Source organism: Micromonospora sp. WMMA1947 (assembly GCF_027497355.1).
GTDB lineage: Bacteria > Actinomycetota > Actinomycetes > Mycobacteriales > Micromonosporaceae > Micromonospora.
The window spans coordinates 4765055-4790905 of record NZ_CP114909.1 but is presented as its reverse complement, the minus strand read 5'-3'; the positions used below and the strand labels follow the sequence as shown (position 1 = coordinate 4790905).

Sequence of the window (25851 nt, the reverse complement as noted above, 5' to 3'; positions counted from 1 at the left end):
ATCGAAAAGTCGCCGTCCTCGGACGAGGACGGCTCAGTCGGCGCAGAGGTGCTCGAAGGCGAACCCGCCGTTGAAGGAATCCCGCTGCGCGGCGAGCGCGCGTACCCGCCGGAGAATCTCGTCCCGGTCCACCTCGGACGGTGCGGCGGCGTCGAGGTCACGCAGCCGCTCCCCCAGCGCCGCCACGGCCAGATCCTCGGCGAGCCGCCCCGGGTCGACGCCGCAGGAGAAGCCGCGCGAGGTCAGCCGTACCCGCTCCAGCAGGCAGCGGCCGGGCCGCACCTCGGCCCAGGCCCAGCCCTCCGCCGGGCCGCCGGTCCAGCGCACGTGCAGCCCGCGCACGATCGGGTCGACGATCCGGCCCGCCACGTACGCCTCGACCGCCTCGACCCGGGCCAGCGCGCCGAGGTCGTTCACCGGCCCGCGACGGCCGTCCGGCAGCCGGCCGATGATGTCCCGGAAGCCGACCGCGTCACCGGCGTCCGGGTCGGTGCCGTCGGCGTAGGCCCGCGCGTCCAGCACGTACTCGACGAACCGGCGGACCTGTTCCGCGCCGCCCAGCGTCGGCGACTCGACACGCAGCAGCGGCAGGCCCACGGCGGCGCAGACGGCGTCGGTCAGCCGTTCGGCCCGCCGGGCGGGCGATCCGTCGCCGGCGGGCGCGGTGAACCGCACCGCGAAGCGCGGCAGCCCGGTGTCGGCGGCGCAGACCACCAGGTCGAGCGACGCCCGTCCGGCGGTGCTCCACTGACTGCCCGTGACACCCGGCGGGCGGCCCTGCACCAGGTCGCCGAGCCGCCGGCCGGCGTGACCGAGGTGGCCCGCGCGGGTCAGACACGGCGCGGCGCCGGGCGGGATCGGCCGCAGCCAGGACGCGGTCGCGCTGCCTGTGCTCGTCATCTCGCCCCGATCCCCCCTCGTCCGGTCGACGCCCGAGTGTAGGCGGTGCGGCACGCACCCCCCGGCCGGCCGGTGCGCAACCGCGCCTGTCCCTCTAGGCTCTGCCCGTGCCCAGCGGACGGACCCCGGAACAGTTCACCAAACGCAGTCTCGTCGCCGTCTCCCACGCCATCGAACGCGCCGCGCTCGCCGAGGCCGAGGACGGCCCACTCGTCGTGCTCGCGCTGTTCCAGCGCCTGCCGTACTTCGCCCGCGAGCGCGAGGTCTACCGGCGCATCGCCGGCCGCGCCGCCGTGACGGTGGTGGCGATGGTCGGCGGGCCGCCGCCGGACCTGCCCGAGGGGATCTACGGGGTGACGCTGGACGAGACGGAGGCGCTGGCCCGGGAGTGGACGGTGGTGGCGCTGAGCCCGCGGTTCGGCGCCACTCTCGTCGCACACGACCGGGCCGAGGTGGCGCCCGCCCCGACGCTCGAAGCCGGCCGGCTGTTCGAGGGACGCTGGGGTTTCCGGCGCGACGAGGCGCTGCACGAGACGATCCGGCTGCGCGAGCAGCTCGCCGAGCGGCTGCCCGCCGCGGCACGCACCGCGCTGGACGAGGCGATCGCCCGGGTGCGGGACATCCCGGCCGGGCCGGGTGAACCGCGCGCCGAGGCGGCGCTGCGGATGCTGGCCCGCCGCGGCGACCGGACCCACCTGCCGGCGCAGCCGGCCGAGACGATGCTGGACGAGCCCGGCCTGGCCCGGTGGTCCGGCGCGGACGGCGTCACCGCCTCCGGCACGCTGCCCGTGGCGCTGGTCGGAATCCGGGTGGACGCACCGCCCGGCTCGCCGGAACGCTTCGGCCGCCGCGGCGTCGCCCGGGAGGGGCACGCCGTGCTCACCGCGATCACGGCGGCGCTGCGGCCGGTCGACCGCGCGGTGCGCGTCACCGAGAACGAGTTCCAGCTCGTCCTGCCGGGACTCGACGAACCGGCCGCGCTGGAGGTGGTACGCCGGCTGCACGACGCGATCGGCGCGCTGGCCCGGTCGTACCCGTTCATGGCGTACATCGTGCACGCGGCGGTCGGGGTGACGACCCGGCGGCCGCTGCCCACCGCGGACCTGCGTGCCGCTGTCGACTGGGCGGTACGCAAGGGCCTGCCGGTCGCGGGCCTGCCGCCGGAGAACGCCGGCGCCGTGGCCGCCCCGGCCCGCTGACGGCCGGTCCGGTCCCGGGGGAAGGAGACGCGGTGCGGGTGGTGTCGCTGGTGCCGTCGCTGACCGAGGCGGTCGCGGCCACCCGCCCGGAGGTGCTGGTCGGTGCGACCGACTGGTGCACCCATCCGGCCGGGCTGGACGTCGCCCGGGTCGGTGGGACGAAGTACCCGGACCTGGACCGGGTGCTCGCGCTGGAGCCGGATCTGGTGCTGCTCAACGAGGAGGAGAACCGGCTCGCCGACGCCGAGGCGCTGCGCGCGGCCGGGGTGCCGGTCCGGGTCACCTTCCCGCGTACCGTCCCGGAGGCCCTCGACCAGCTCGGCGAGCTGGTCGTCGCGCTCGGCGTGCCGGCCGAGCCGCGGTGGCTGCGGGACGCCCGCCACGCCTGGGCCGCGCTGCCGGCGCCCGAACGCGTGCGCACCGCCGTGGTGCCGGTGTGGCGGCGCCCGTGGGTGGTGCTGGGCCGGGACACGTTCGCCGGGGACGTGCTGGCCCGGCTCGGCGTACGCAACGGCTGGGCCGGCGACCCGGAACGCTATCCCCGGCCCGGCCTGGACGAGCTGCGCGCCCGCGCGCCGGAGCTGGTGGTGCTGCCCGACGAGCCGTACCGGTTCACCGCCGACGACGGGCCGGAGGCGTTCCCCGGCGTACCCGCGGCGCTGGTCTCCGGCCGGCACCTCACCTGGTACGGCCCCTCGCTGGCCGAGGCGCCGGCGCTGCTCACCGCCCAGCTCGCCACCGCGGGCCCCACCTGAGAGGTGAGGCCCGGGTGGCGGCGCTCAGGCGACCGGGGTGGCGTGCACCGGGTCCAGCTCCATCAGCGTGGTGTCGTCCACGTCGTACCCGATGGCGTTGTGCACCGCGACCACGCCCGCCACCTGGGCGGCGAGGCGGCCGGCCAGGTCGACGGCGCTGCGCCGGTCCAGCCGCCCGTCCATGGTGACCTCGCCGCCGCGGACCTGGACCGTGACCAGACCGTCGCGTACGGACAGCACCCGGCGAAGCACCTCGCGCACGACCTCCTCGCGGATCTCCGCGTCGGTACGCAGGTGCACGCGCAGCAGGTCACCGCGGGTGACGATGCCGGCCAGGCGGCCCAGGTCGTCCAGCACGGGCAGCCGCTTGACCGCCTCGTGGTCCATCATCCGGGCGGTCGCCGCGAGCGTGGCCCGCTCGTGGGTGGTGACCGCCGGGGCGGTCATCAGGTCCCGCGCGACGAGCGCGCCCGCCTTCTCCCGCGCGGTACGGCGACGCCGTCCCTCGAAGACCCGCCGCTCGTCCGGGTGGCCGGTCCGCTCCACCTTGTGCAGCAGGTCCGCCTCGGAGATCACCCCGAGCACCCGGCGGAACGAGTCCACCACCGGCACGCCGCTGATCCGCTGCCGCACCAGCACGTCGACGATCTCGCGGTACGGCGTCTCCGCCGTCACCGTGGCGACGTCCCTGGTCATCACGTCTGCCACCTGCCACGTCCTCATCACGACCTCCTCGTGCCGGGTCTTCACCTGCGACGGTAGGCCGCCGGCGTACGCCCTGGTCAGGGGCGGCGGACCGGCCGCGACGGGCCGACCGGACCGGGTCCGGACGGGACCAAGGACCCGGTCAGGAGGGCACCGCTCGGCCCTGCTCCGGGAGACGGCGCGGCGGTGGAATGAATGTGCCACCGGGAAGCGCGGTGCGAGGCAAGGAAGGGACGTGGAGACAATGACCGCGACAATCGAGCGGACCCCCGCCGTCAAGCGGACCCCCGCCGTCACCACCGCTCCGGCGGCGCACACCGAGACCACCCGCCAGAAGGCCACCCGGTACGTCTGGGCCGGTCTGCGGCTCGCCCTGGGCTGGGTGTTCCTCTGGGCCTTCCTCGACAAGATGTTCGGCCTCGGCCACGAGACCCCGGCGAAGAACGCCTGGATCAACGGCGGCAGCCCGACCAAGGGCTTCCTCGGCAACGCCGTCGAGGGACCGTTCGCGGGCTTCTACCAGAACCTGGCCGGCGCGGCCTGGGCGGACTGGCTGTTCATGCTCGGCCTGCTCGGCATCGGTGTCGCGCTCATGCTCGGCATCGGCATCCGGATCGCCGCCGTCGCCGGCGGGCTGCTCCTGGTCCTGATGTGGACGGCCGTGCTGCCCCCGGCGAACAACCCCTTCATGGACGACCACCTCATCTACGCGGGTCTGCTGGCCGGTCTGGCCCTGGTGGGCGCCGGCAACACCCTCGGCCTCGGCCGAGTCTGGGCGAAGCTCCCCCTGGTCCAGCGTCTCCCCTGGCTGAAGTGACCAGCTCGCCCGGAGGCGGGCGTCGCCGACAGGCGACGCCCGCCTCTTTCGTGTCCCCGCCACGCCGGTGTGCGGGGACCGGCGCGTATCGGCCGGTCGCGATCCGGCAGGATCGACGGTGACCACACCGTCAGCACCCGAGGAGACCGTTCATGGACAAGCCCGAGGTCGGCCCGATCGAGGGCGCGCCGCCCGCCGATCTGGTGGTCGAGGACATCACCGTCGGCGACGGCCCGGAGGCCCGCCCGGGCCAACTGGTGAGCGTGCACTATGTGGGCGTGGCCCACTCGAACGGCCGCGAGTTCGACGCCTCGTGGAACCGGGGTGAGACGTTCGAGTTCCCGCTCGGCGGCGGCCAGGTCATCGCCGGCTGGGACCAGGGCGTCGTGGGCATGAAGGTCGGCGGCCGGCGCAAGCTCACCATCCCGCCGCACCTGGGCTACGGCGCCCGGGGCGCGGGCGGCGTCATCAAGCCCAACGAGACGCTCGTGTTCGTGGTGGACCTGCTCGGCGTGCGCTGAGCGCAACGCGTTCACATCGGGCCGCCGGCACTCACGCCGGCGGCCCGGCGCATGTCCCGCTCGATCGCGGCGCCTCGGTCGCGGCCGCCAGGCCGGTTCGGTGCTCAGGCCGCGCAGGCCACCAGCTCGTGCTCGCGATCCGAACAGCGCACCGGGAGCACCCGGTGCAGGCCGGTCACCCGCAGCACGCGGGCCACGACCGGGTCGGGGTCGGTGAGCACCAGCTCGCCACCGCGGGCCCGGACCCGCAGGTGGGTGGCGACGAGCGCGCGGACGCCGGCGGCGGAGAGCAGCCGCACACCGGACAGGTCGACCCGCAGCACCGGCCGGGCCGGCGCCGCCCAGAGCGCGGCCCGGAACGCCGTCACGGAAGCGATGTCGATCTCGCCGACCGGGCGCAGCTCGACCACGTGATCGCGCACGTCCATCGCCACGTGGAAGCGCTCAACGCTGTGTACCATGCGGCCAAACCTACCCGGGCCCACCGACATTTCCGGGCCTCGCGGCGGGGGGTTCCGGGTACTGTCCGGGACCCGACCCCGAGCCGTCTCAGGGTCATCCCGCAGCCGCCACGCCACGCGCACGAAACGCCGTCGGGCACTGCCCTTCGCGACGCCGCCGGGCCACAATGAGCCGATGGCCGTCCCCCGCCCGCGTGCCCCACTGCTGATCCGGCCGGTCCGCGAGCCGGCGACCGTACCGCCGCCGCTCACCGGCCCCTGGGCGCCCGCTGACACCCGGCTCGACCGGGCCGACCTGCTGCCGCTGCCGGCCGGCGGGCACGGCCCGGAGGACGTGGTGGTCGACGGGGACGGCCGGGTGGTCAGCGGTGACGAGGACGGCCGCCTCTGGTGGTGGCCGGCCGACTCCCCGCCCGGCACGCCGCCCACCCTGCTGGCCGAGACGGGCGGACGACCGCTGGGCATCGAGCGCGATCCGGTCGACGGCGGACTGCTGGTCTGCGACGCGTACCGGGGGCTGCTTCGGGTCGACCCGGCCGGCCGGGTGCACGAGCTGACCGGCACCGCGCCGCCGGTGCACCTGGCCGACAACGCGGCGGTCGCCCGCGACGGCACCGTCTACTTCACCGACTCCTCCGACCGGTTCCCGCTGTCGCACTGGAAACGCGACCTGCTGGAGCACCGGCCCAACGGACGCGTCCTCGCCTACGACAGGCGCACCGGGCGCACCGACGTGGTGGCCGACGGGCTCTACTTCCCCAACGGGCTCGCGCTCACCCCGGACGAGTCGGCGCTGATGCTCGCCGAGACCGCCACCCACCGGCTGCTCCGGGTGGACCTGCCCGGCGGGCGGGCCACGGTGCTCACCGACCTGCCCGCGTACCCGGACAACGTCTCGGCGGTCGGCGACGGCACGTACTGGGTCGCGCTGCCCAGCCCTCGGCTGCGGGCGATGGAACGGTTGCTGCCGCATCCCCGGGTCCGGCAGATCGTGGCCCTGCTACCCGGCGCGGTGCAGCCGCAGCCACGCCGCTACGGGCTGGTCGCGCTGGTCGACGGCACCGGCCGGGTGCTGCGCACGCTGCACGGCCCGAGCGGGGCGTACCCGATGGTCACCGGCGTGCGGCAGCACGGCCGCCACCTCTGGCTGGGCAGCCTGACCGCGACCGGGGTGGCCCGCGTCGACCTCGACTGAGCACGGCGCGGGGCCGGCCCGCGCGGACGCGGGCCGGCCCCGTGGCCGTTCCTCCCCAGGTTCAGCCGCCGCTGTTGCTCCGCGAGGGGGCCGGGGCCGGTGACGACCCGCCGGCCACCGCGCCCGGGTGCGGCGTGGGGCTCTGCGTGGGCTTCAGCCCCGCCGGTACGGGCAGCGCGCTGCCCTTGGCGAACTCGTCCCAGCCGACGTTCCAGGCGGTGAAGCCGTTGCCCTGGTCGAGCTTCACCTCGGTGCCCTTGACCGTCACCAGGTCGCCGACCTGCGTGAAGCCCATCAGCCAGTCCGCGGCGGTCGCCGAGACGTTGGTGCAGCCGTGCGAGACGTTCGTGCTCCCCTGGTCGCCCTCCGACCACGGCGCCGAGTGGATGAACTCGCCGCCCCAGGTCAGCCGCTGGGCGTCGTCCACGTCGACCACGTAGCCACCGTTGGGCTCACCGCGGGTGTCGAACGTGGTGTGCTCGTGCTTCTCCATGATCACCATGGCGCCGCTCGACGTCGGCGTGCTCGGCTTGCCGAGGCTGACCGGGATCTTCTTGAGCACCTTGCCGTCCTGGTAGACGGTCATCTGCTTGGTCTCGTTGTCGATGTCCAGCGTCACCTGCCGGCCGACCTTGGCGCTCGCCACCCGGTCGGAGTCGCCGACCGCGTCCTTGCCGATGGGCAGACCCTGCAACGCGCTGCGCACGCTGATCTTCGTGCCCGGCTTCCAGCGGTCCGGCGCCCGGTACTCGGCCTGCTTGCCGTCGGCCACCCAGGACCACGTGCCCGGCTGCGGCGGATCGGTCTTCACGAACAGCCGGCGCTGGACGTCCGCACGCGCCTCCTTCGGAATCGGCGGGTCGAATCCGAGCACGACCGGCATCGCCGTCCCGTACGTCTGATTCGGCCGGAAATACAATTCGCTGGTGACTGCCGGTTTGGTGGATTTGGCCATCGTCGTGAACGTCGTCTTCTGCGTGGCGGTCTTACCGGAATCGCCGGTCGCGGTCACCTCCGCCGTGTACGTCCGGGAATTGACGAGCGGCCGGTCCGGCACCCAGCTGGAGCCGTCCTCACGCGGCTGGGCCGGCACCGCGTTCCCCTTGTCGTCGGTCAGCTTGACGGCGGTGACCTTGCCGTTGCTGACCTTCGTTCCCACCTCCGCACTGATCGGCACGTCCCGGGTGCGGTCGGCCGGCGACACGGTGACCGACGGCGGCGCCGCCTCGGCCCGCTTCGCCAACGACTTCGGGCCGGCGGTACACGCGCCGACCGCCAGCGGCGCGGCTGCGACGGTCATCGCGAAAAGCGTCAGTCGGCGCCTCGCAAACATATTTCGCCCCCCATTTCCGAACCCTCTCGCCCACATTCTGTAGGCCTGGGATCGCGCCGTGGCACCTTCGGCGGAATTGCTCGGAAACAGCTGCGGAGAATCGTGCCGGACAGGTAATTCCCGTCCCCGCTTGCGCCCCACGCGCCCTCCGCCCGGTTCCTGTCGCCCCCCCGCCCCCGCCCCCGCCCCCCGGCACGCCCCCGGCACGCCCCCGGCCCGCCCCCGGCCCGTCGATCATGAAGTTGACGGCACGCGGTGTCCGTTTTGCCCCGGTCAACCTCATGATCGACGGATGAAGGCGAGGGGGCAGTGCGAGATCTTGGTACGAAACGGCCCTAATGGGGGCGCTTTCCTACCAAGATCTCGAGCGATCCCACCCGCCGGAACAACGGTCTCGCAAGGCGGACAGCGCTGGACGCCATCACCCCCGCGAGCCGCACCGCCGCCGCGATCTTGCATTTGCGGCCCTGGAGAAGGGTGCAAATCGGGCACATCGCGGGCCGCAAGTGCAAGATCGCGGGCGGGCAGGCGGAGGAGGAGGAGGAGGAGGAGGACGGGCGCGGCCCCGGTCCTCTGTGGGGAGGGCCGGGGCCGGGTGCCGGGAGGGCGGGGGTCAGACGTTGGCGACCAGGAGGGCGGGTTGCTCGACGCAGTCGGCCACGTGGCGCAGGAAGCCGCCCGCCACGCCACCGTCGCAGACGCGGTGGTCGAAGGTGAGGCTGATCTGGGTCACCTTGCGGACGGCGAGCTGCCCGTCCACCACCCACGGCTTGTCGACGATCCGGCCGACGCCGAGCAGCGCCGCCTCCGGGTGGTTGATGATCGGCGTGGAGCCGTCCACGCCGAACACGCCGTAGTTGTTGAGGGTGAACGTCCCGCCGGTCAGCCGCGCCGGCGGCAGCGTGCCGGCCCGGGCTGCCGCCGTGGTCTCGGCGAGCGCGGCGGCCAGTTCCCGGGTGGTGAGCCGCTGCGCGTCGCGCAGCACCGGGACGACCAGGCCCCTGTCGGTCTGCGCGGCGATGCCCAGGTGCACGCCCGCAGACTGCATGATCCGCTGCCCCTCGGTGTCGACGTGCGCGTTGAGCTGCGGGAACTTCCGCAGGCCGCTGAGGCAGATCCGAGCCAGCAGGGCCAGAATGCTCACCGGTGCCTCCGGCGTGGCGGCGTTGATCGCGGCGCGCGTCTCCAGCAGGCCGGTGGCGTCCACGTCGACCCAGATGGTCACCTCGGGGATCTCCCGGCGGCTGCGGGAGAGCTTGTCTGCGATCACCTTGCGGATGCCGGTGAGCGGGATGACCGTGTCACCGTCGCCGGTCGGGGCGAGCCCGACGTGGGCGGCCGGGGCGTCCGGCACCGCTGCCAGCCGGGCCGCCGAGGCGGCGGTGGTGGGAGCGGCCACGGCGGCGTCCAGGTCGGCCCGGCGGATCACGCCGCCCGGCCCGGTGCCGCGCAGCGACGCCAGGTCGATGCCGTGCTCCTTCGCCAGCCGCCGCACGATCGGCGAGATGACCAGCGGCGCCGCCGATCCGCCGGCCGCCTCCGCAGCGGCCGCCCGGCCCGCCGACGCGGACAGGCCGCCCGGGGCCGGCGGTCCCGCCAGGGCGGGAGCACCCGCCGGAACCGACGAGCCAGCCGGAGCCGGACCCGCCGAAACCGAAGAGCCAGTCACGGCCACCGGGCTGGACGCGGAGCCGGTCACGGCCGAGGCGTCCGCCGAGGCGGGCGGGCCGGGCTCGGGCGCGAGCGCCAGCCGCGGCCGGCGCCTCCGCCGGCCCGTGCCGCCATGGCCGGTGCCGTAGCCGATCAGGACGTTGCCGGACCCGGCCCGCTCCTCCTCGCGGTAGGTGGCGTGCGGGTCGGGTGCGTCGTCGAGCGGGGCGATGGTGATCAGCGGCTGACCCACCGGGCGGACCTCACCGGCCGCGCCGTGCAGGGCCACGACCCGTCCGGCGTACGGGCAGGGCACGTCGACGACGGCCTTGGCGGTCTCCACCTCGACCACGCTCTGGTCCACGGTGACCACGTCGCCGACGGCGACCCGCCACTCGACGATCTCCGCCTCGCTGAGCCCTTCCCCGAGGTCGGGGAGAAGGAAGTCGCGGGTCCCAAGAACCGCGCTCATGCCGTGCCGGCCGGGCATGGACTCACGGCCCTCGCTCCGCTCGGTGCGTTCGCTCATGCCGCCACCCACCGCATGTCGGGCTGGTCGTCCCACTGCAGGCGGGCCACGGTGTCCAGCACCCGGTCGACCGAGGGCAGGTGGGTGTGCTCCAGCATCGGCGCCGGGTACGGGATGTCCAGCCCGGACACCCGCAGCACCGGGGCGTGCAGCGCGTGGAAGCAGCGTTCCTGCACCCGGGCGGCGATCTCTGCGCCGACACCGGCGAAGCCCTGCGCCTCCTGGATCACCACGCACCGGCCGGTACGGCGGACCGAGGCGGTGACTGTGGCGTCGTCGAACGGCACGATGCTGCGTACGTCGACGACCTCGAGGTCCCAGCCCTCCTCGCGGGCGGCCTCGGCGGCGGCCAGCGCGACCGGCACCGCCGGGCCGTACGCGATCAGGGTGGCGTCGGTGCCGGGGCGGCGCACCACGGCGCTGCCGATCGGCGCGGTACGGGCCGGAAGGTCCGCCTCGGCGCTGGTGAAGTAGAGCTTCTTGGGCTCCAGGAACACCACCGGGTCCGGGTCGTCGATGGCGGCGCGCAGCAGCGAGTACGCGTCGTCCACGGTCGCGGGGGTGACCACCTTCAGGCCGGGGGTGTGCGCGTAGTACGCCTCGGACGAGTCGCAGTGGTGCTCGACGCCGCCGATGCCACCGGCGTACGGCACGCGGATGACGATCGGCACGCTCAGCGCGCCACGGGTGCGGTTGCGCAGCTTCGCCACGTGCGAGGCGATCTGTTCGAACGCCGGGTACGCGAACGCGTCGAACTGCATCTCGACCACCGGCCGCAGCCCGGACATGGCCAGGCCGACGGCGAACCCGACGATGCCGGCCTCCGCGAGCGGGGTGTCGAAGCAGCGCTTGTCGCCGAAGCGGGCCTGCAACCCGTCGGTGATCCGGAAAACGCCGCCGAGCTGGCCGACGTCCTCACCGAAGACGACGACCCGCTCGTCGTCGAGCATCGCGTCGGCGAGCGCGGCGTTGAGTGCCTTCGCCATGGTCATGGTGGCCATCAGGCGTCCCCCTCCGCGTCGGCGGCCAGCTCGGCCCGGACCATCTCGCGCTGCTCGACGAGTTGCGGCGTCGGCTCGGCGTACACGTGGTCGAACAGGCTCAGCGGGTCCACGGTCGGGTGGGCGTCCATCCGGCGGCGCAGCGCGGCGGCGTACTCCTCGGCCTCGTCGGCGATCGCCGCGACGGCGGCGTCGTCGAGCACACCCTTGGCCCGCAGGTACGCCTCGAGCCGGGCGATCGGGTCGCGGTCGCGCCACGCCTCGACCTCGTCGGCGTCGCGGTAGCGGGTCTGGTCGTCGGCGTTGGTGTGCGGCTCCATCCGGTAGGTGTGGGCCTCGACCAGGTAGGGGCCCTTGCCGGCGCGGGCGTGCGCGACGGCGCGCTCCAGCACCGCGAGGACGGCCACCGGGTCGTTGCCGTCGACCTGCTCGCTGGGTACGCCGTAGCCGACGCCCTTGTACGCAAGGCTCGGCGCGGCGGTCTGCCGGGACAGCGGCACGCTGATCGCGTACTTGTTGTTCTGCACCAGGTAGACGACGGGCGCCTTGAACACGGCGGCGAAGTTGATGCCCTCGTGGAAGTCGCCCTCGCTGGTGGCGCCGTCGCCGATGAACGCCAGCGCCACGGTGTCGCGCCCCTGGTACGACTCGCCGTAGGCCAGCCCGGCGGCGTGCACGCACTGGGTGGCGAGCGGGGTGCACTGCGGCGCGGTGCGGGTGACGGCCGGGTCGTACCCGCAGTGCCAGTCGCCGCGCAGCAGCGTGAGCACCTCGACCGGGTCGAGGCCGCGTGCGGTCAGCGCCATCGACTCGCGGTAGGTGGGGAACACCCAGTCGGTGTCGCGCAGTGCGAGGACGCCGCCGATCTGGCACGCCTCCTGGCCGCGCGCGGACGGGTAGACGGCGAGGCGGCCCTGCTTGGTGAGCGCGGTGGCCTGCACGTCGAAGCGGCGGCCGACGACCATGCGCCGGTACATCTCGCGCAGCGTCTCGACCGGCGGCTCCGGGTAGTCGTCGCGGGCCGGCAGCGGGGTCCCGTCGGGTTCGAGCAGCCGGACCGGTTCGGCCTGCGGCATGAAGCCGGCGGACGGGTCGGGTGCGGCCGGGGTGGTCTTCCGGCGGGTGCGCGGGGATGCCCTGCGGACCGCCTGGGGTGTGGTCGTCACGGCGGGGACCTCCTGGACGTGTGGTGGCCCTATGCTCCCGGTCGTGGATGATTGACTCAACATGCGGGATGAACGCGGGACGAATGGCACGGGAGGGCGGCTGAGGTGAGCCAGGAGACCGGCACCACACCGGGCGCGGCGGGCGGAACGGGACGTTCGGCCGGGCCGCTGGACGAGGTGGACCGGCGGATCCTGCGCGAACTGGTCCGCGACGCCCGCACGTCGATCCGTACGCTCGCCGAACGGGTGCACGTCTCGCGCACCAACGCGTACGCCCGGGTGGAGCGGCTGCTGCGCGACGGGGTGCTGACCGGGTTCACCGCGCGGGTGGCGCCGGAGCCGGCCGGGCTGGGCACGTCGGCGTACATCGCGCTGACCATCGAGCAGAACACCTGGCGGGAGGTCTCCGCCGAGCTGGCCCGGGTGCGCTACATCGAGCACGCGGCGCTGCTCAGCGGAGAGCACGACGTCCTCGCGCTGGTCCGGGCGCCGGACAACGCGACGCTGCGGGACGTGGTGCTGGACCGGGTGCAGAGCATCGCCGGGGTGCTGTCCACACGTACCTGGCTGGTGTTCGAGGAGTTCGACGGCACGCAGAGCCCCTGGGACTGACCGGTCAGCGTTCCGGCGGCGGCTCCAGCCCTTCGGCGTCGGCCCGCTCCAGCAGGGGTTCCAGCGAGTACCGCCGCCCGTCCAGCCCGGCGTGCGGGTCGCCGCGCCCGGCGAACCGCTCGGGCATGCTCAGCACGTCGAAGTCCTCCGGGCGCGCGTCGTCCAGTTCGGACCAGTCCAGCGGCGCGGAGACCAGCGCGGCGGGCGTCGGCCGGATCGAGTACGCCGAGGTCATGGTGTGGTCGCGGGCCATCTGGTTGTAGTCGACGAAGACCGGCCGGTCCCGCTGGTCGCGCCACCAGGTGGTGGTGACCAGGTCGGGCAGGCGGCGCTGCATCTCCAGGCCGAGCGCGAGCACCGCCCGCCGGCACTCGCCGAAGCTCCAGCGCGGCTCGATCGAGACGTACACGTGGATGCCGCGCCCGCCGGTGGTCTTCGGGAAGCCCTCCAGGCCCAGCTCGGCCAGGAACGCTCGTACCTCGTGTGCCACCGGCACCACCTGCGCGAAGTCGACGCCCGGCATCGGGTCGAGGTCGATGCGCAGCTGGTCGGGGTGCTCCACGTCGTCCTTCGACACCGGCCACGGGTGGAACCGCAGCGTGCCGAGGTTGGCCGCCCAGATCACCACGGCCAGTTCGCTCGGGGCCACCTCGTCGGCGGTACGGCCGCTCGGGAACGTGATGTGGGCGGTACGCACCCAGTCGGGCGCGCCGGCCGGGAGCCGCTTCTGGTAGAACGCGTCGCCCTTGTTGGTCTGCCGGGTGGCCACCTTGGCGCCCTCGAACACGCCGCGCGGCCAGCGTTCCAGCATGGTCGGCCGGTCCCGCAGCGCGCGCAGGATGCCGTCGCCGACGGACAGGAAGTAGCTGATCACGTCCAGCTTGGTCAGCCCGCGCTCCGGGAAGTAGGGCTTGTCGGGGCTGGAGACGCGGACCAGCCGCTCCCCCACCTGGATCTCCTGCGCCGCCGTGGTCGCCACCGTCACACCGTAGCGATCCTTTCCGCGGTGGGGACCGGCTCACCGGGACTCCGCCGTGACGGACAACCGGATCCAGGCGTCCACCCAGGCCCGTACCGCCGGTTCGCCGGGGTCGGCGCCGAGCGCTGCCGCCAGCCCGGCCAGCGTCGCGCCGCAGCGCTCCAGGCCGGCTCCGCCGAGCGCGGCGGCCGTCGCGCGCAGCCGGTCCGGGAAGCTCGCCGGCAGGTTCCGCAGGCCGGTGTGCGCGGCCTGGGCGAGCAGCGCCGACGCCGTACCGAGGACAGCCGCGACCGGGTCAGGTCGGGCTTCGACCGCGCCGGCCAGCCGCCCGTCGCCCACCCCGGGCGCCAGATCGGGTACGACCACAACGTCGGCGACCACCGCCAGCGGCTCGACGACCAGCCCGTCGGCACCCCGGCGGACCGTCCCGCTGACGAAGCGCGGCGGCCCGTGCGTGCCGTCCAGCGCCGCCGCGAGCGCGTCGAGTGCGCCCGGGGCGGCGGCGTGGTGGGTGGCGGTGATCGTCGCCGTGCCGCCGTCGGCCCCGGTCACCGTGGCGTGCAGGCGCTGCTCGCCGGCCGCGTACCCGATGGCGCGCACCTCGCCGAGCGCCAGGACCCGCACCGACTCGGCGGCGGTGCGGGGGCGCAATAGCCGGGGTGGCCGACCGGCCATCTCGGCGGCGAGCGCGTCCGGGTCGCCGGTGAGCAGGCCGGGCGGCAGCTCGGACCACGACCCGGTGCCGGGGGTGACTGTGGTGCGGGCCAGCCGCCCGGCGGCGAACCGGAGCTGATGCGCGGCGCTGCGCACCGCCGACTCGGAGACCACGTTGCCGGTGGCCAGCGCGCCGAGCGTGGTGCCGGTGACCCGCCGCCCGGCCAGCTCGTGGCCGGGCGGCGTGCCGTCGTCGGTGACGGAGTAGGCGCGGCGCAGCACCAGCACGGAGACGGCCGCCGGGTGGGCGAGCACCACGTCCACACCCACCTCGCCGCCGCTCTCACGGACCCGGGCGCCGAGGCCGGTCAGGCGCACCCGCCGTAGCGGCGTCTCCGCCGGCTCGTGGGTGCCGAGCACCCGCTCCGGTGGGGTGGCGCCGGCGTTGACGACCGCGCGCCGCCGGGCGGGCAGTTCGGCGAGCAGGTCGGCGAGGGTCTCCGGCCGGTAGCGGGCGCCGCGCGCCGCGTACGCCTCCAGCTGCCCGGTCAGGTCCTCCACCGCCAGCAGCGGCCAGCGCAGACCTGCCGCGTCGAGGTCGCGCCGGGCCGCCGCCAGCCGGGCGTCCACGCCGGAGCCCAGGTGCGCGGCCCCGGTCAGCAGCACGTCGGCGGCCAGCGCCACCGCCGCGTTCAGCGCCGGATGGTCCGTCACGGTGGCCGCGCCGCCGACGCGTACCTGCGCCTCGGGGCGGTCCGGCTGCTCCCGGTCGGCCGTCCGGCACGCCCACACCGCGAGGGCGATCGCCTCGCCGCCGTCGTCGGCCGCGTCGCCGCGCGCGTACCCGACCTGGCGCGGCACCAGGAAGCGGACCGTGCCGGTGGGCAGCTCCACGCGCGGGACCGGGTCGGCGGCGTCGGGCCGGTGGACCACGGCGGTGTAGCCGCGCCGACGGCGCCGCTGCGCGGCGGCGAGCGCGGGGGCACCGATCGCGGCGGCCAGTTCCTCGTCGGTGACATCGCCCGGCGACCACCGCCACGGCTCGCCTCCGGCATCCTCCCGGCCGGGCGGGGCGTCGTGGCCCGGCCCGGCGTTCCGGTCGGGCGCGGCCTCGCGGCCCGGGGCGTCGCCGTGCGTGCGCTGGTACGTCAGCACGACGGCGAGCAGGTGCCGGCAGACGCCGGGTGCCGGGCAGGAGCAGATCCCGGCTGCCAGGCCGGCACCCGCGGGAAGCGTCGCCGTCACCCCGTCCGGGTACGCGGCACGCACCGCCCCGTCGGCGTCCACGGTGAGCGCGGGACGCTCACCGGCGTCGACCTCCCTGGTGGCCCGCTTCACCAGGCCCCTGTTGCTCAGCGCGGCGAGCACGTCCGGGGTGAGCGCGATCAGGTCGTCTCGGGTCATGGCGGTCCCCCTACCGGCCCACGTGCTCGGCCACGAACGCGGCCAGCTCGCCGGGCGTCATCGCGCCTACCGCCGCGCCCACGTCCGCGAGCCGCTGGGCGGTGGCCCTGTCGTACGCCGGGTCGGCCTCCTCGTCCAGCGCCGCGAGGGCCAGCACGTGCGTGCCCTGCTCCACGAGCTGCCGCACCGACCGGACCAGCCGCCCGGCGTCGCCGCCCTCGTAGAAGTCGGACACCAGCGCGACGATGGTCCGGCGCGGGTTCTCCACCAGCTGCGCGCCGTACGCGACCGCGCGGGCGATGTCGGTGCCGCCGCCGAGCTGCACCTTCATCAGCAGCTCCACCGGGTCGTCCACGTCGGAGGTCAGGTCGACCACGTCGGTGTCGAAGGCGACCAGGTGGGTGCGGACGCCCGGCAGCCCCCACAGGCAGGCGGCGGTCACCGCGGCGTGGATCACCGAGCCGAGCATCGAACCGGACTGGTCCACCAGCAGGATCACCTGCCAGCGGTCGAGGTGGCGGCGGGTGCGGGAGAAGAAGTGCGGCTGCCGTACGTGCAGGCGGCGCTCGTCCGGCCGCCAGTGCGCCAGGTTCGCCCGGATGGTACGCCGGACGTCGAAGTTACGGGCCTGCCGGAAGCGGCTGGGGCGGCGCGCCCGGGGCCCGGAGAACGACTGCCGCACCTCCGCGGCCAGCCGTTCGACAAGTTGCCGCACCACCGCCTCGACCAGCTTGCGGGCCAGCCGCAGCACGTCCGGGTTCATCAGGTGCTTGGTGCGCAGCACCGCGCGCAGCAGCGCCGGGTTCGGCTCGACCCGGGCCAGCACCGCCGGGTCGGTGACGACGTCGTGGATGCCGTACCGCTCGACCGCGTCGCGCTCCAGCCGTTGCACCGTCTCCTTCGGGAACAGCCGGGTGATCCCGTCGAGCCAGTCCACTGTGGTCAGCACCGACGGGCCGGACCCGCCGCGCCGCACGTCGCGGCGACCCAGTTCGGCGTCGCGGCCGTAGAGCCAGTCCAGCGCCGCGTCCCGGCCGGCCGCGTCGGCCGACAGACCGCCCAGGCTGTCCTGCGCGGCGTCGCCGAGCACCAGCCGCCAGCGTTCCCGCATCGGGTCGCTCACGTTCCGTCACCCTCCCACAGCCCTTCCCGGGTCAGCACCGCGTCGACCCGCTCCTCCACCGCGCGGGCGGCGGCCACCAGCAGCGGGTCGGCGTCCAGCCGCAGCAGGTCACCGGGGGGCGCGTCGCCGCCGCGCAGCGTCTGCACGTGCCGGGCCACCTCGGCCCGTTCCCGGGGCGGGAACCAGCCGAACGCCTGCCGCAACGCCGGCAGCGCCACCAGGAAGTCGTGCGCGCCCATCGAGGCGAGCAGCTCGTCCACCACGGTCAGCAGTGCCGCGTCGCCCGCCACCACCTCCTCCCGGGCCAGTGCGAACAGCCCGCCCAGCCAGTCGCCGAGCATGTCCGGCGCGGCCACCGCCCGGACCGCGCGGGCGACGTCCGGCACGTCCCCCAGCGACCAGGTCAGGCCCAGCGCCGCGCCGCGCAGGTCCGGCGGGGCCGCCGCGTCGGCCGCCACCCGCCCGGCCACTGCCAGCACGCCGTCCCGGTCGAGCCCGAGCGCCGGGCCGGCGTGGCGGACCGCGTCCCGGACCGCGACGAGCACGGTGAGCCGTCCCGGGTCGGCCGGGGCGGCAGCGGCGCGCACGCCCTCGACGAGCCAGAGCGCCCGGCGTACGGCGGCGGTGATCAGCGCGCCCAGCGGGGCCGTCCCGGCGCTGCCGAGCAGCCGGTCGTGCCGCCACAGCGCCAGCGCCACTGCGAGCGCCCGGCCCAGCGCCCGCAGGTCGGTGACCCCGCCGGTGGCGCGGGCGATCGCGGTGAGCGTGCGGGTGGAGTGCTCGGGCAGCCCGGCCAGCGCGGTGTCGAACAGCGTCGTGGCGAGCGCGTCGACGTCCGCGCCGAGCAGCGTCACCCGTTCCTCGATCCGGGCGGTGACGGCGTCGGTGACGGTCGGCCCGTACCCACCGGCCTCGATCACCCGGGCGAGCCGGTCCGCCGACGGCGCGGGCGACCAGCGTTCGGTGAGCAGCGCGTCCGCGCCCACGCGCGGGCCGCTGTCGCGGGTGTGGCCGGGCACGTCGAGCAGCCGCAGCCGGTGCAGCAGGCGGCTGCGGGCCAGGTCGGCGGCGTCGGTCAGGTCCAGCTCGACCGTCTCGTGCGGATCGATCCGGTGCCGTGCCAGCTCGGCGTCGACGTCGTGCACGAGCGGCGGCAGCGGCGTGTCCGGGTGCAGCCGACCGACCCGGTCACCGCTGAGCGCTGCGACCATCTCCACCACCACCGGGTGGGCGCCGGGTGCCAGGGTGCCCCGGGTCGCCCACGGCAGCGGCTGGTCGAGCGCGTCGGTGACCAGCGCGGACACCAGAGCGTCGAGCACGTCGACCCGGCCCGGGTGGGCGTGGCCGCGCAGCCGGGCCAAGCCGCCGGCCATGCTCCGGGCGGCGATCAGGTCGGCGGTGGAGACCGGCTGCCGCCGGGCGCGCAGCCGGGCCGCCACCGCCTCGGTGAGCGCCTCCGCGGCCCGGCGCGGGCCGTCCTCCCAGACCCGCTGGTAGTACGCCGGGGAGGGCATGCCGGACTGGTAGCCGACGAAGGCGTCGAGGCGCCGGAACGAGTACGGCACGAGGTAGCTGCCCGCCACCGCGTCCGGTGCGGGGGCGGGGACCTCCGGCCAGTCGTCGTCCGCTGCGTCGTCGCCGGCGGTGAGCCGGACCAGGGCGGGACGGTGGAAACCGCCGGTCACCACCAGCACCGGCCGGCCGGCGGCCCGGCGCCGGGCGGCGCGTACCCAGCGGGCCATGTACGCCTCCCGGGCGGTGTCGTCATCCCCCGCCGCCGACTCGCCGCGCAGCAGGTCGAAGTACGTGTCGAGGCGCTCGGCCAGCCCGTCGTCCGGACCGATCTCGAACAGGTGGTCCCAGAGCGCGTCCACGTTGTCCACGGCGAGGGTGGCGCACAGCCGGCGGACCGCCTCGGCGTACCGCTCGTCGGCGTCGGCGTACCGGTTGGCGCGGTCGGACAGCGCGGGATGCCACGCGGGCAGGTCGATGAAGCGCAGCTGCGCGCCCACCTCCCGCCCGGCGGTCAGCGCCACCCACTCCGGCGAGTACGCGCAGAAGGGGCTCCAAGAGGCGTGCCGCCGCATGCCGTCGCGGTGCGCGGTGAACACGGCGATCGGCAGCTGGTGGTCGAGCAGCAGCTCGTCCATCCGCCCGTTCAGGTCCGCCGGCCCCTCCACCAGCACGTACGCCGGGCGCAGCCGCGCCACCGTGGCGGCGACCAGCCGGGCGCAGGCCGGGCTGTGGTGCCGGACGCCGAGGAACGTGACGCCGCCGGGCGCCTCGACGGCGCTCACCCGGGCAGCAGGTGCCGGGCGTCGTGCACCGCCCGCCACTGCGCGCCGGAGCGTCGCGACACCTGCTGCTCCAGGTATCGCCGCAGCCGGGCCAGGTCCTCCGCGTCGTCCTTCGCGGCGGTGCCGGCCAGGCAGGCCACCAGGTCGGCGGCGTCGCCGGGCTCACCGCGCAGGAACCAGCCGCGCAGCCCGACCGCGTGCGCCACCGAGACCGCCTCGGCGGTGCTCATCACCGCCGACAGCCGCTCCATCGCGTCGCCGCGTTCGGTGATCCCGGTCCGCAGCTCCCGGAACGTGGTGACCAGCACCTCCAGCAGGTCCCGCCGGGGTGGCGCGGTCACGCCGGAGCGCCGCAGCAGCTCGCCCGCCTCGGCCTCGACCAGTTCCAGCTCGGTGCCGAGGTCGGGAATCGGGAAGACGGTCTCGAAGTTGAACCGCCGCTTCATCGCGGCGCTCATCTCGTTGACGCCCCGGTCCCGGGTGTTCGCGGTGGCGATCACGTTGAAGCCCTCGCGGGCGAACACCATGGCGTCGGCGCCCGGCAGCTCCGGAATGGCGAGGACCCGGTCCGACAGCGGGGACAGCAGGCAGTCCTGCACCTCCAGCGGGCAGCGGGTGATCTCCTCGAAGCGGACCACCCGCCCCTCGGCCATGCCGCGCAGCAGCGGCGCCGGCACCAGCGCACGCGGCGACGGGCCGTCGGCGACCAGCAGCGCGTAGTTCCACGAGTAGCGGATCTGGTCCTCGGTGGTGGCCGCGCCGCCCTGGATGGTGAGCGTGGAGTCGCCGCTGACCGCGGCGGCGAGCAGTTCGGACAGCAACGACTTGGCGGTGCCGGGCTCGCCCACGAGCATCAGGCCGCGGCTGGTCGCCAGCGCCACCAGTGCCCGGTCGATCAGCGACGGGTCGCCGACGAACTTGCGCCGGATCCCGGCCGCCGGGTCACCGAGGATGAACCGGCGCGCGGCGCGCAGGCTCAGCCGCCAGCCCGGCGGGCGTGGGTCGTTGTCGTTCGCGGCCAGCGCGGCCAGCTCGTCGGCGTACCGCACCTCGGCCGGGGGACGCTGGGCCCGCTCGACGGCCGGGTCGAGCGCGGTCACCGGGTCACCTCCGCCAGGTCGCGCAGCACCTCGGAGACGGTGACGTCGTCCAGGTCGCGCAGGCGGACCTTGCCGCCGCGCTGGAACCAGTCGCCGTACGGCACGTCGTTGACCCAGACCGCCTCGATCTTCTGGTCGGGGAACATGTCGACGATTCCGACCGCGATGCCGGGGTCGAGGTCGATCACCACGGCCCGGCCGCCGGGGACCTCGCGCTCCAGCCAGCTCTGGATGCCGGCGTCCTGCGGTGTGCCGCGCCGCCAGCCCCGCCGTTCCAGGCTGAGCAGCCGCCCGGCCGGGACCGTGACGCCCATGTGCCGGTGCAGCAGTTTCTCCGTGCGCTCGGCCTCGTCCAGGTGGAAGACCTCGCGGCCGAGTTGCGGGAACGGCTGGAGGATCTCGTAGTCGGCGAAGACCTCCGCCCAGGCCGGCACCGCCGCGCCGAGGTGCAGCGGGTGCGCGATGGTGACGGTGGCGTCATCAGGCAGCGCGTACGTCTCGTCGTCGACGTCGGCGAGCGTGCGGTCCTCGGCCACCCGGAACGCGGCGCCCACCTGGCCGCTGTCGTCCACTGTGGCCCAGACCAGCCGGCGGACGACGTGCCAGAGCAACGGGTGGGACAGGAAGTAGCGGCGGAAGTCCGCGGCCGGCCAGCGCCGCCCGGTCACCATCGCCGTCTCGAAGCGGCGGATCTGGTCGGCGGCAAGCGTACGGACGTCCTTCTTCAGGCCGGCGAAGCGCTTGTGCGCGGCGGGCGCCAGCGTGGCGTCGTCCCGGGCGCCGGGCTTGGGCAGGTCCTTGCGGCGTGCACCGGCGCCGTCCACCACGTACGGCTTGAGCTGCTCGTCGAAGCCGACGGTGAACCGGCGCGGCCCGTAGTCGAGGACCAGGCTGCCGTCGGCGTCCAGCCCGAGGTCGGGGACCAGCCGGTCACCGAGCTGCTCGGGCGTCAGGCCCAGCACGTCGGCGACCTCGCCGACCTTGCGCGCGGCCTGCTCCCGCAGACCCCGGAACTTCACCTTCTGGGAGATGCCGTAGAGGTGCATCAGCGCCACGTCGGTGCCGATCTGCGCCAGCACCTCCAGGCCGGTCACCGCCCGCGCGTGCTGGCTCTCGCCCGGCCAGGCCCGCACCAGCGGCGCGAGCCGCCGCGCGGTCGAGTCGTCGCCGAGCAGGCCCAGCCCGGTGAACGCCCAGCCGTCCTTCGACGGCGCGCCGGCGCCCTGCCAGCACTCGAACAGCGCCCAGGCGAACTCCGCCAGCGAGTCGGTGTCACAGGCCGCGCGGACGATCTCCACCCCCGGGTACGGCTCGCCGGGCGGGGAGATGGCGAGCATGGTGCAGAGGTGGCGGACGGCATCGGCGGGCAGCGCCGCCGAGCGGTCCCGCAGCAGCACGTGCGGCAGCACCGCCGGGTCCAGCCACACCGGCAGGCTCGGCATCCGGGCCGGAAGCTGGGCCAGCGGGTCGGCGTCGAGCATGGCGGTGGCCGCGGCGAGCGCCTCCTCGCCGTGCTCCCGGGCCACGCCGAGGAGCACCTCGCGGTGCTCCGCGGCGACCAGGCGCAGCGCCCGCTCGGCGGCCCGGCGGCGCGGGCCGGGCGCGCCCAGGGCGGCGGGCAGCAGCGCCCGCACGGCGTACTCCGGGTGCCGCCGCAGCCAGGCCCGGGCGACCGGGCGGGCCGTCTTGAGCCGGTCGAGCCAGTCGGCCATCAGGTCGGCGACCTCCCCGTCGGCATACGGCAGCAGCACCTCGCCGACGCTCTTCGGCGCGGTGCGAGCCAGGTGCAGCGCGGTAGGCAACGCGTCCAACTCGTACCGGCCGACGAGGCGGCACATCCACTCGTCGGCGCCCCAGGACTCGTCGGGCCGCCAGGCCGGCAGCAGCGGCCGGGCCAGTTCCCCGGTCGCCCGGACGAAGAAGTAGATCTGTTCACGCGAGTCGGCCCGCCCGGCAGCGATCTTCGCGGCCAGCACGCTCAGGTCGTTCCCGTTCCAGTAGCCGGACCAGCGGGGCACGACCGCCGCCCACCGTTCCCGCTCGCCCGGCAGCCAGTCCATGGCGGACCCGGCGGGCCGCTCCAGCTCGCCGACCACCGGCGGATCGATTCGCGGGCGCCGGACCGACCACGGCGGGCTCACCAGCACCGGCGGCAGGCGGTCCGGCCCGGCGACCGGCAGCGCGGAGGTGTCGGCGTGGATCCGCTCGATCCGTTCCCGCTGCGCCGGGCGCAGCGCCGGCAGCGCGGCCTCGACAGCGGCCGGGTTGGCCAGCACGTGCGCGCGCAGCAGGGTGGCGGCCTCCCGCGCGGCCGGGCTGCGCCCCTCGGCGGCGGCGGACAGCAGGCGCACGCCGCGCACCGGGAAACGGCGCAGCATCTCCGTCAGCGCGGGCGGGACGTACCTGCGGTCCAGCCGGTCGAGCAGCGCCGCCATCGGCTCGTCACCGGGCAGGGCCGCCAGCAGTGACACCAGCCGCTGCCGGGCGTCCGCGCCGGCGTGCTCGTGGTCGAACCAGCCGATCAGCACCGGCGCGATCGGTGACCCGACCGCCGCGGTGGCGGTGACGATCGGCGCCAGGTCGTACATCAGCCGGTAGACCGTCTGCTGCCCCTCAAGGGCGTGGACGGCGTCCACGTCGTCGACCGCGCAGAGCAGCAGCTCCGCGAGCAGCGGGCCCCCCTCGCGCGCCACGTCGGCCACGTCCCGGGCCACCCACTCCCGCTCGGTCGGCAGCAGGAACGAGGTGGCCGCCCGCACCGGAAGCGGCCCGGACCGGTACGGGACCAGTGCGGCGTGGGCCGCGGCGTAGTCGCCGTCACCGGCTGCCGCGAGGTGCGCGCGGACCCGGCGCATCACCGACCGGCGCAGTCGCCAGTGACTGTAGCCGTGTGCGTTCGTCGCCTCGGTGCGGCGCAGCGGAAACGAGGACGAGTGTCCGGCGGCCGCCACGGTGATCTGCTCGGTCGCGGCGACCGCAGCACCGGCCGGGCCGAGGTCGGCGACCAGCAGGTCGGCGAGGGCGTGCCCCTGCTGGTCGCGCACCCGGTAGTCCAGCGCCATGCCCACCGCCGCCACCAGCGCCGCCCCGCCCAGCGGACCGGGCCGGCCGTCGAGGTAGCCACGCAGCGCCGGGCCCAGCTCCGGATCTACGGAGAGCCGTGCGGTGGAGGCGAGCTGGTCGGCCAGCGAGTCCAGCAGTTTCCGCCCGGCGGCGCGGCTTTTCGCGGCGGACGGCAGGGCCGGGCCGGGTGTGCCGTCCCGGCGCGGGATCAGCATCCGTCGCCAGCCGCCCGGGACCTCGAACGCGTCCTCGTCCGGCAGCTCGCCGGCAGGCGACAGCGCCCCGGCCGGGTCGCTACCGGCCGAACCGGTGCCGGCCGGATCGGCACCGGCCGCTTCCGGGTCGTGACCCGGCGCAGTCGGCTCGACGGCGGGCGCTCCGGTGTGCCCGGCCGAGGGCGCGACTGTCGTCTCGGCGTACCCCTTGCGCAGTTTCTCCGCGACCAGCCGGTCGGCGTGCGCGGCGGCCTCGGCCGGCGAGCCCAGTTCCTTGACCTGGGTGCGGCCCTGCGCGCCGATCGATCCATAGCGGACCGTCACCGTCGTGTCGCTCTGCCCGACCTCCCAGAACTTGGCCGAACCGCCGCCCACGAACTCGAATCTGCGCACACCGTCTCCTTGATCGCCCGCAGTGTGCGGGGACCATAACCGGCGGCACCGACAGCGTGAGAACCGCTCAGGTGATCAGCAGCCCACATCCGCAGGTCGCACGGTTATCAGCGGTCGAGCCCGGGTACCGGGAGCCGCATGGCGGAGTTGGCATCGCTCTGGATCGTCCGGCACGGCGAGAGCACGGCGAACGTCGCGGCCACGGCGGCCGAGACGTCCGGCGCCGAGCTGATCGACCTCACCCACCGGGACGCCGACGTGCCGCTGTCACCGACCGGCGAGGAGCAGGCGCGGGCGACCGGCCGCTGGCTGGCCGAGCTGCCCGGCTCGCGCCGCCCGGAGGTGGCTGTGGTGTCGCCGTACCTGCGGGCGGTCCGGACGGCCGAGCTGGCGCTGGACGGAACCGGGATCCCGATGAGCGTCGACGAGCGGCTGCGCGACCGGGAACTGGGCATCCTCGACGGGCTCACCGGCCACGGCGTACGGCGGCGCTACCCGGACGAGGCCGACCGGCGTACCCGGCTCGGCAAGTTCTACTACCGCCCGCCCGGCGGCGAGTCCTGGACCGACGTGGCGCTGCGGCTGCGGGCGCTGCTCGGCGACCTGCGCCGCGACCACGACGGGGGCCGGGTGCTGCTGTTCGGCCACGACGCGCTGGTCTTCCTGCTGCGCTACCTGGTGGAGGGGCTCACCGAGGCGGAGCTGATGGCGCTGACCCGCGAACACGTGATCGCCAACTGCTCGGTCACCGGCTGGCACGCCGACGACGCGGGACGGCTCACGCCGGAGGTGTTCAACGACGTCACCCACCTGCACCGGCAGGGGGCGACGCCCACCAGGGAGGACGAGGTCAATGCCGAGCCGGTCTGACGTGATCACCCCCGCGCTGCTGCGGGACTGGGCGCTGCCGGTGCCCACCGGCGGCAAGGAGGCGCGCGGCACCGTGCTGGTGGTCGGCGGTTCCCGGTTCACCCCCGGCGCGGTGCTGCTCGCCGGGGTGGCCGCGCTGCGGGCCGGGGCCGGCGTGCTCCAGCTCGCCGCCGCCGAGTCGACAGCGCCGTCGCTGAGCATCCAGGTGCCCGAGGCACTCGTGGTCGGGCTGCCGGAGACCGCCGACGGCGCGGTCCGCGGCGACCCGGGAGACCTGCTCCGCGGCCTGGTCGCCGACGCGGACGTGGTGGCGGTCGGGCCCGGCCTGACCGACATCGAGGCCACCGGGGAGCTGCTGCGCCTGGTCCTGGACGCGGCCGGCCGCCAGACCGCGCTGGTGCTCGACGCGTACGCGCTCGGCGCGCTCAGCCACGCCCCGGACCTGCTGGCCGGGTCCGGCCGCAAGGTGGTGCTCACCCCCAACCTGACCGAGGCCCGGCACCTGCTGGGCCGCGACCCGGGCGACGACCTGGACGCCGAGGCGGTCGAACTGGCCGGCCGGTACGACGCCGTCGTGTCGCTGTACGGGCACATCGCGACACCGGACGGCCGGGCCTGGCGCGAGGAGAGCGGGGACGCCGGGCTGGGCACCTCGGGCAGCGGCGACGTACGGGCCGGGCTGCTCGCGGGCCTGCTCTCCCGGGGCGCCGACCCGGCGCAGGCGGCCTGCTGGGCGGCGTTCGCGCACGCGGTGAGCGGGCAGCGGCTGGTCCCCCGGTACGGGCGGATCGGTTTCCTCGCCCGGGAACTGCTCGACGAGATCCCCTACACGATCGCCACTGTCTGACGGTCCACTCTCCCGCCCGGCGGCACGTGTAACACCCCGCAGGGCGGTGGCGCTGGTCCGGG

21 protein-coding genes are annotated in these 25851 nt (G+C 75.3%); 8 read left to right on the top strand and 13 right to left on the bottom strand.

The window, feature by feature from the left end; all coding sequences use genetic code 11:
* Nucleotides 1-33: 33 nt before the first annotated feature.
* The gene (locus O7604_RS22575) at nt 34-900 is read right to left on the bottom strand and encodes a DUF2726 domain-containing protein (protein ID WP_281577684.1); all 867 of its coding nucleotides are present in this window, start codon (nt 898-900) and stop codon (nt 34-36) included.
* A 107-nt stretch (nt 901-1007) separates the two neighbouring features.
* On the opposite strand from O7604_RS22575, the gene O7604_RS22570 reads away from it, so the two are divergent.
* Together O7604_RS22570 and O7604_RS22565 are read left to right on the top strand one after the other, a co-directional pair.
* On the top strand, nt 1008-2099 hold the full coding sequence (locus tag O7604_RS22570) for a DICT sensory domain-containing protein (protein WP_281577683.1): 1092 nt from the start codon (nt 1008-1010) through the stop codon (nt 2097-2099).
* A gap of 32 nt (nt 2100-2131) precedes the next feature.
* The gene (locus tag O7604_RS22565; RefSeq protein ID WP_281577682.1) at nt 2132-2854 is read left to right on the top strand and encodes a helical backbone metal receptor; all 723 of its coding nucleotides are present in this window, start codon (nt 2132-2134) and stop codon (nt 2852-2854) included.
* A gap of 24 nt (nt 2855-2878) precedes the next feature.
* Here O7604_RS22565 and O7604_RS22560 read toward each other — a convergent pair whose 3' ends face one another.
* Nucleotides 2879-3577, bottom strand: coding sequence for a CBS domain-containing protein (locus tag O7604_RS22560; protein WP_269705751.1), 699 nt, complete (start codon nt 3575-3577; stop codon nt 2879-2881).
* 226 nt (nt 3578-3803) lie between these two features.
* Here O7604_RS22560 and O7604_RS22555 point away from each other — a divergent pair, with 226 nt between their 5' ends.
* Both O7604_RS22555 and O7604_RS22550 read left to right on the top strand, forming a co-directional pair.
* On the top strand, nt 3804-4376 hold the full coding sequence (locus O7604_RS22555; protein WP_269705750.1) for a DoxX family membrane protein: 573 nt from the start codon (nt 3804-3806) through the stop codon (nt 4374-4376).
* Between the two features lie 152 nt (nt 4377-4528).
* The gene (locus tag O7604_RS22550; RefSeq protein WP_018784126.1) at nt 4529-4897 is read left to right on the top strand and encodes an FKBP-type peptidyl-prolyl cis-trans isomerase; all 369 of its coding nucleotides are present in this window, start codon (nt 4529-4531) and stop codon (nt 4895-4897) included.
* Nucleotides 4898-5001: 104 nt separating this feature from the next.
* Here O7604_RS22550 and O7604_RS22545 read toward each other — a convergent pair whose 3' ends face one another.
* The gene (locus O7604_RS22545; protein ID WP_269705749.1) at nt 5002-5358 is read right to left on the bottom strand and encodes an STAS domain-containing protein; all 357 of its coding nucleotides are present in this window, start codon (nt 5356-5358) and stop codon (nt 5002-5004) included.
* Nucleotides 5359-5533: 175 nt separating this feature from the next.
* Here O7604_RS22545 and O7604_RS22540 point away from each other — a divergent pair, with 175 nt between their 5' ends.
* The gene (locus tag O7604_RS22540) at nt 5534-6553 is read left to right on the top strand and encodes an SMP-30/gluconolactonase/LRE family protein (RefSeq protein ID WP_269705748.1); all 1020 of its coding nucleotides are present in this window, start codon (nt 5534-5536) and stop codon (nt 6551-6553) included.
* Between the two features lie 61 nt (nt 6554-6614).
* Here the strand turns inward: O7604_RS22540 and O7604_RS22535 are convergent, their stop codons facing one another.
* The 4 genes from O7604_RS22535 to pdhA form a co-directional block, all read right to left on the bottom strand.
* Nucleotides 6615-7886 carry an Ig-like domain-containing protein gene (locus O7604_RS22535; protein ID WP_281577681.1) on the bottom strand — a complete coding sequence of 424 codons (1272 nt, stop codon included), beginning with the start codon at nt 7884-7886 and terminating at the stop codon, nt 6615-6617.
* A gap of 613 nt (nt 7887-8499) precedes the next feature.
* Entirely contained in the window at nt 8500-10008 is a 1509-nt protein-coding gene (locus O7604_RS22530; RefSeq protein WP_281579994.1) for a dihydrolipoamide acetyltransferase family protein, read from the bottom strand.
* Between the two features lie 53 nt (nt 10009-10061).
* Nucleotides 10062-11066 carry an alpha-ketoacid dehydrogenase subunit beta gene (locus tag O7604_RS22525; RefSeq protein ID WP_269705746.1) on the bottom strand — a complete coding sequence of 335 codons (1005 nt, stop codon included), beginning with the start codon at nt 11064-11066 and terminating at the stop codon, nt 10062-10064.
* Nucleotides 11066-12265 (bottom strand): pyruvate dehydrogenase (acetyl-transferring) E1 component subunit alpha, encoded by a 1200-nt coding sequence (pdhA, locus tag O7604_RS22520; protein ID WP_269707078.1) that lies wholly within the window; start codon nt 12263-12265, stop codon nt 11066-11068. The genes O7604_RS22525 and pdhA overlap by 1 nt, the downstream gene beginning before the upstream one ends.
* Nucleotides 12266-12337: 72 nt before the next feature.
* On the opposite strand from pdhA, the gene O7604_RS22515 reads away from it, so the two are divergent.
* Entirely contained in the window at nt 12338-12844 is a 507-nt protein-coding gene (locus tag O7604_RS22515; protein ID WP_030499924.1) for an Lrp/AsnC family transcriptional regulator, read from the top strand.
* A 4-nt stretch (nt 12845-12848) separates the two neighbouring features.
* Here O7604_RS22515 and O7604_RS22510 read toward each other — a convergent pair whose 3' ends face one another.
* Genes O7604_RS22510 through O7604_RS22485 form a run of 6 tightly spaced genes read right to left on the bottom strand, consistent with a single transcriptional unit; the run spans nt 12849 to nt 24072 of the window.
* Nucleotides 12849-13829 (bottom strand): DNA primase small subunit domain-containing protein, encoded by a 981-nt coding sequence (locus O7604_RS22510; RefSeq protein WP_281577680.1) that lies wholly within the window; start codon nt 13827-13829, stop codon nt 12849-12851.
* Nucleotides 13830-13862: 33 nt separating this feature from the next.
* Nucleotides 13863-15881: a hypothetical protein gene (locus O7604_RS22505; RefSeq protein WP_281577679.1), complete on the bottom strand. Its 2019-nt coding sequence runs from the start codon at nt 15879-15881 to the stop codon at nt 13863-13865.
* A gap of 10 nt (nt 15882-15891) precedes the next feature.
* Nucleotides 15892-17004 carry a VWA domain-containing protein gene (locus tag O7604_RS22500; protein ID WP_269705743.1) on the bottom strand — a complete coding sequence of 371 codons (1113 nt, stop codon included), beginning with the start codon at nt 17002-17004 and terminating at the stop codon, nt 15892-15894.
* Nucleotides 17001-19301 (bottom strand): DUF5682 family protein, encoded by a 2301-nt coding sequence (locus O7604_RS22495; protein WP_281577678.1) that lies wholly within the window; start codon nt 19299-19301, stop codon nt 17001-17003. Before O7604_RS22495 ends, O7604_RS22500 begins: the two co-directional genes overlap by 4 nt.
* A complete protein-coding gene (locus O7604_RS22490; RefSeq protein WP_281577677.1) occupies nt 19298-20401 on the bottom strand; it encodes an AAA family ATPase in 1104 nt (367 codons plus the stop codon). Before O7604_RS22490 ends, O7604_RS22495 begins: the two co-directional genes overlap by 4 nt.
* A complete protein-coding gene (locus O7604_RS22485; protein WP_281577676.1) occupies nt 20398-24072 on the bottom strand; it encodes a DUF4132 domain-containing protein in 3675 nt (1224 codons plus the stop codon). Before O7604_RS22485 ends, O7604_RS22490 begins: the two co-directional genes overlap by 4 nt.
* Nucleotides 24073-24210: 138 nt before the next feature.
* On the opposite strand from O7604_RS22485, the gene O7604_RS22480 reads away from it, so the two are divergent.
* A complete protein-coding gene (locus O7604_RS22480; RefSeq protein WP_269705738.1) occupies nt 24211-24942 on the top strand; it encodes a histidine phosphatase family protein in 732 nt (243 codons plus the stop codon).
* Entirely contained in the window at nt 24926-25789 is an 864-nt protein-coding gene (locus tag O7604_RS22475) for an NAD(P)H-hydrate dehydratase (RefSeq protein ID WP_269705737.1), read from the top strand. Before O7604_RS22480 ends, O7604_RS22475 begins: the two co-directional genes overlap by 17 nt.
* The last annotated feature ends 62 nt before the right edge of the window (nt 25790-25851 follow it).

Excerpts from the sequence above, each read along its gene's own strand:
- O7604_RS22575 (WP_281577684.1), bottom strand. The coding sequence starts at position 900 with ATGACGAGCACAGGCAGCGCGACCGCGTCCTGGCTGCGGCCGATCCCG.
- O7604_RS22560 (WP_269705751.1), bottom strand. The coding sequence starts at position 3,577 with ATGAGGACGTGGCAGGTGGCAGACGTGATGACCAGGGACGTCGCCACG.
- O7604_RS22555 (WP_269705750.1), top strand. The coding sequence starts at position 3,804 with ATGACCGCGACAATCGAGCGGACCCCCGCCGTCAAGCGGACCCCCGCC.
- O7604_RS22550 (WP_018784126.1), top strand. The coding sequence starts at position 4,529 with ATGGACAAGCCCGAGGTCGGCCCGATCGAGGGCGCGCCGCCCGCCGAT.
- O7604_RS22545 (WP_269705749.1), bottom strand. The coding sequence starts at position 5,358 with ATGGTACACAGCGTTGAGCGCTTCCACGTGGCGATGGACGTGCGCGAT.
- O7604_RS22540 (WP_269705748.1), top strand. The coding sequence starts at position 5,534 with ATGGCCGTCCCCCGCCCGCGTGCCCCACTGCTGATCCGGCCGGTCCGC.
- O7604_RS22535 (WP_281577681.1), bottom strand. The coding sequence starts at position 7,886 with ATGTTTGCGAGGCGCCGACTGACGCTTTTCGCGATGACCGTCGCAGCC.
- O7604_RS22530 (WP_281579994.1), bottom strand. The coding sequence starts at position 10,008 with ATGAGCGCGGTTCTTGGGACCCGCGACTTCCTTCTCCCCGACCTCGGG.
- O7604_RS22525 (WP_269705746.1), bottom strand. The coding sequence starts at position 11,066 with ATGGCCACCATGACCATGGCGAAGGCACTCAACGCCGCGCTCGCCGAC.
- O7604_RS22505 (WP_281577679.1), bottom strand. The coding sequence starts at position 15,881 with ATGACCCGAGACGACCTGATCGCGCTCACCCCGGACGTGCTCGCCGCG.
- O7604_RS22480 (WP_269705738.1), top strand. The coding sequence starts at position 24,211 with ATGGCGGAGTTGGCATCGCTCTGGATCGTCCGGCACGGCGAGAGCACG.
- O7604_RS22475 (WP_269705737.1), top strand. The coding sequence starts at position 24,926 with ATGCCGAGCCGGTCTGACGTGATCACCCCCGCGCTGCTGCGGGACTGG.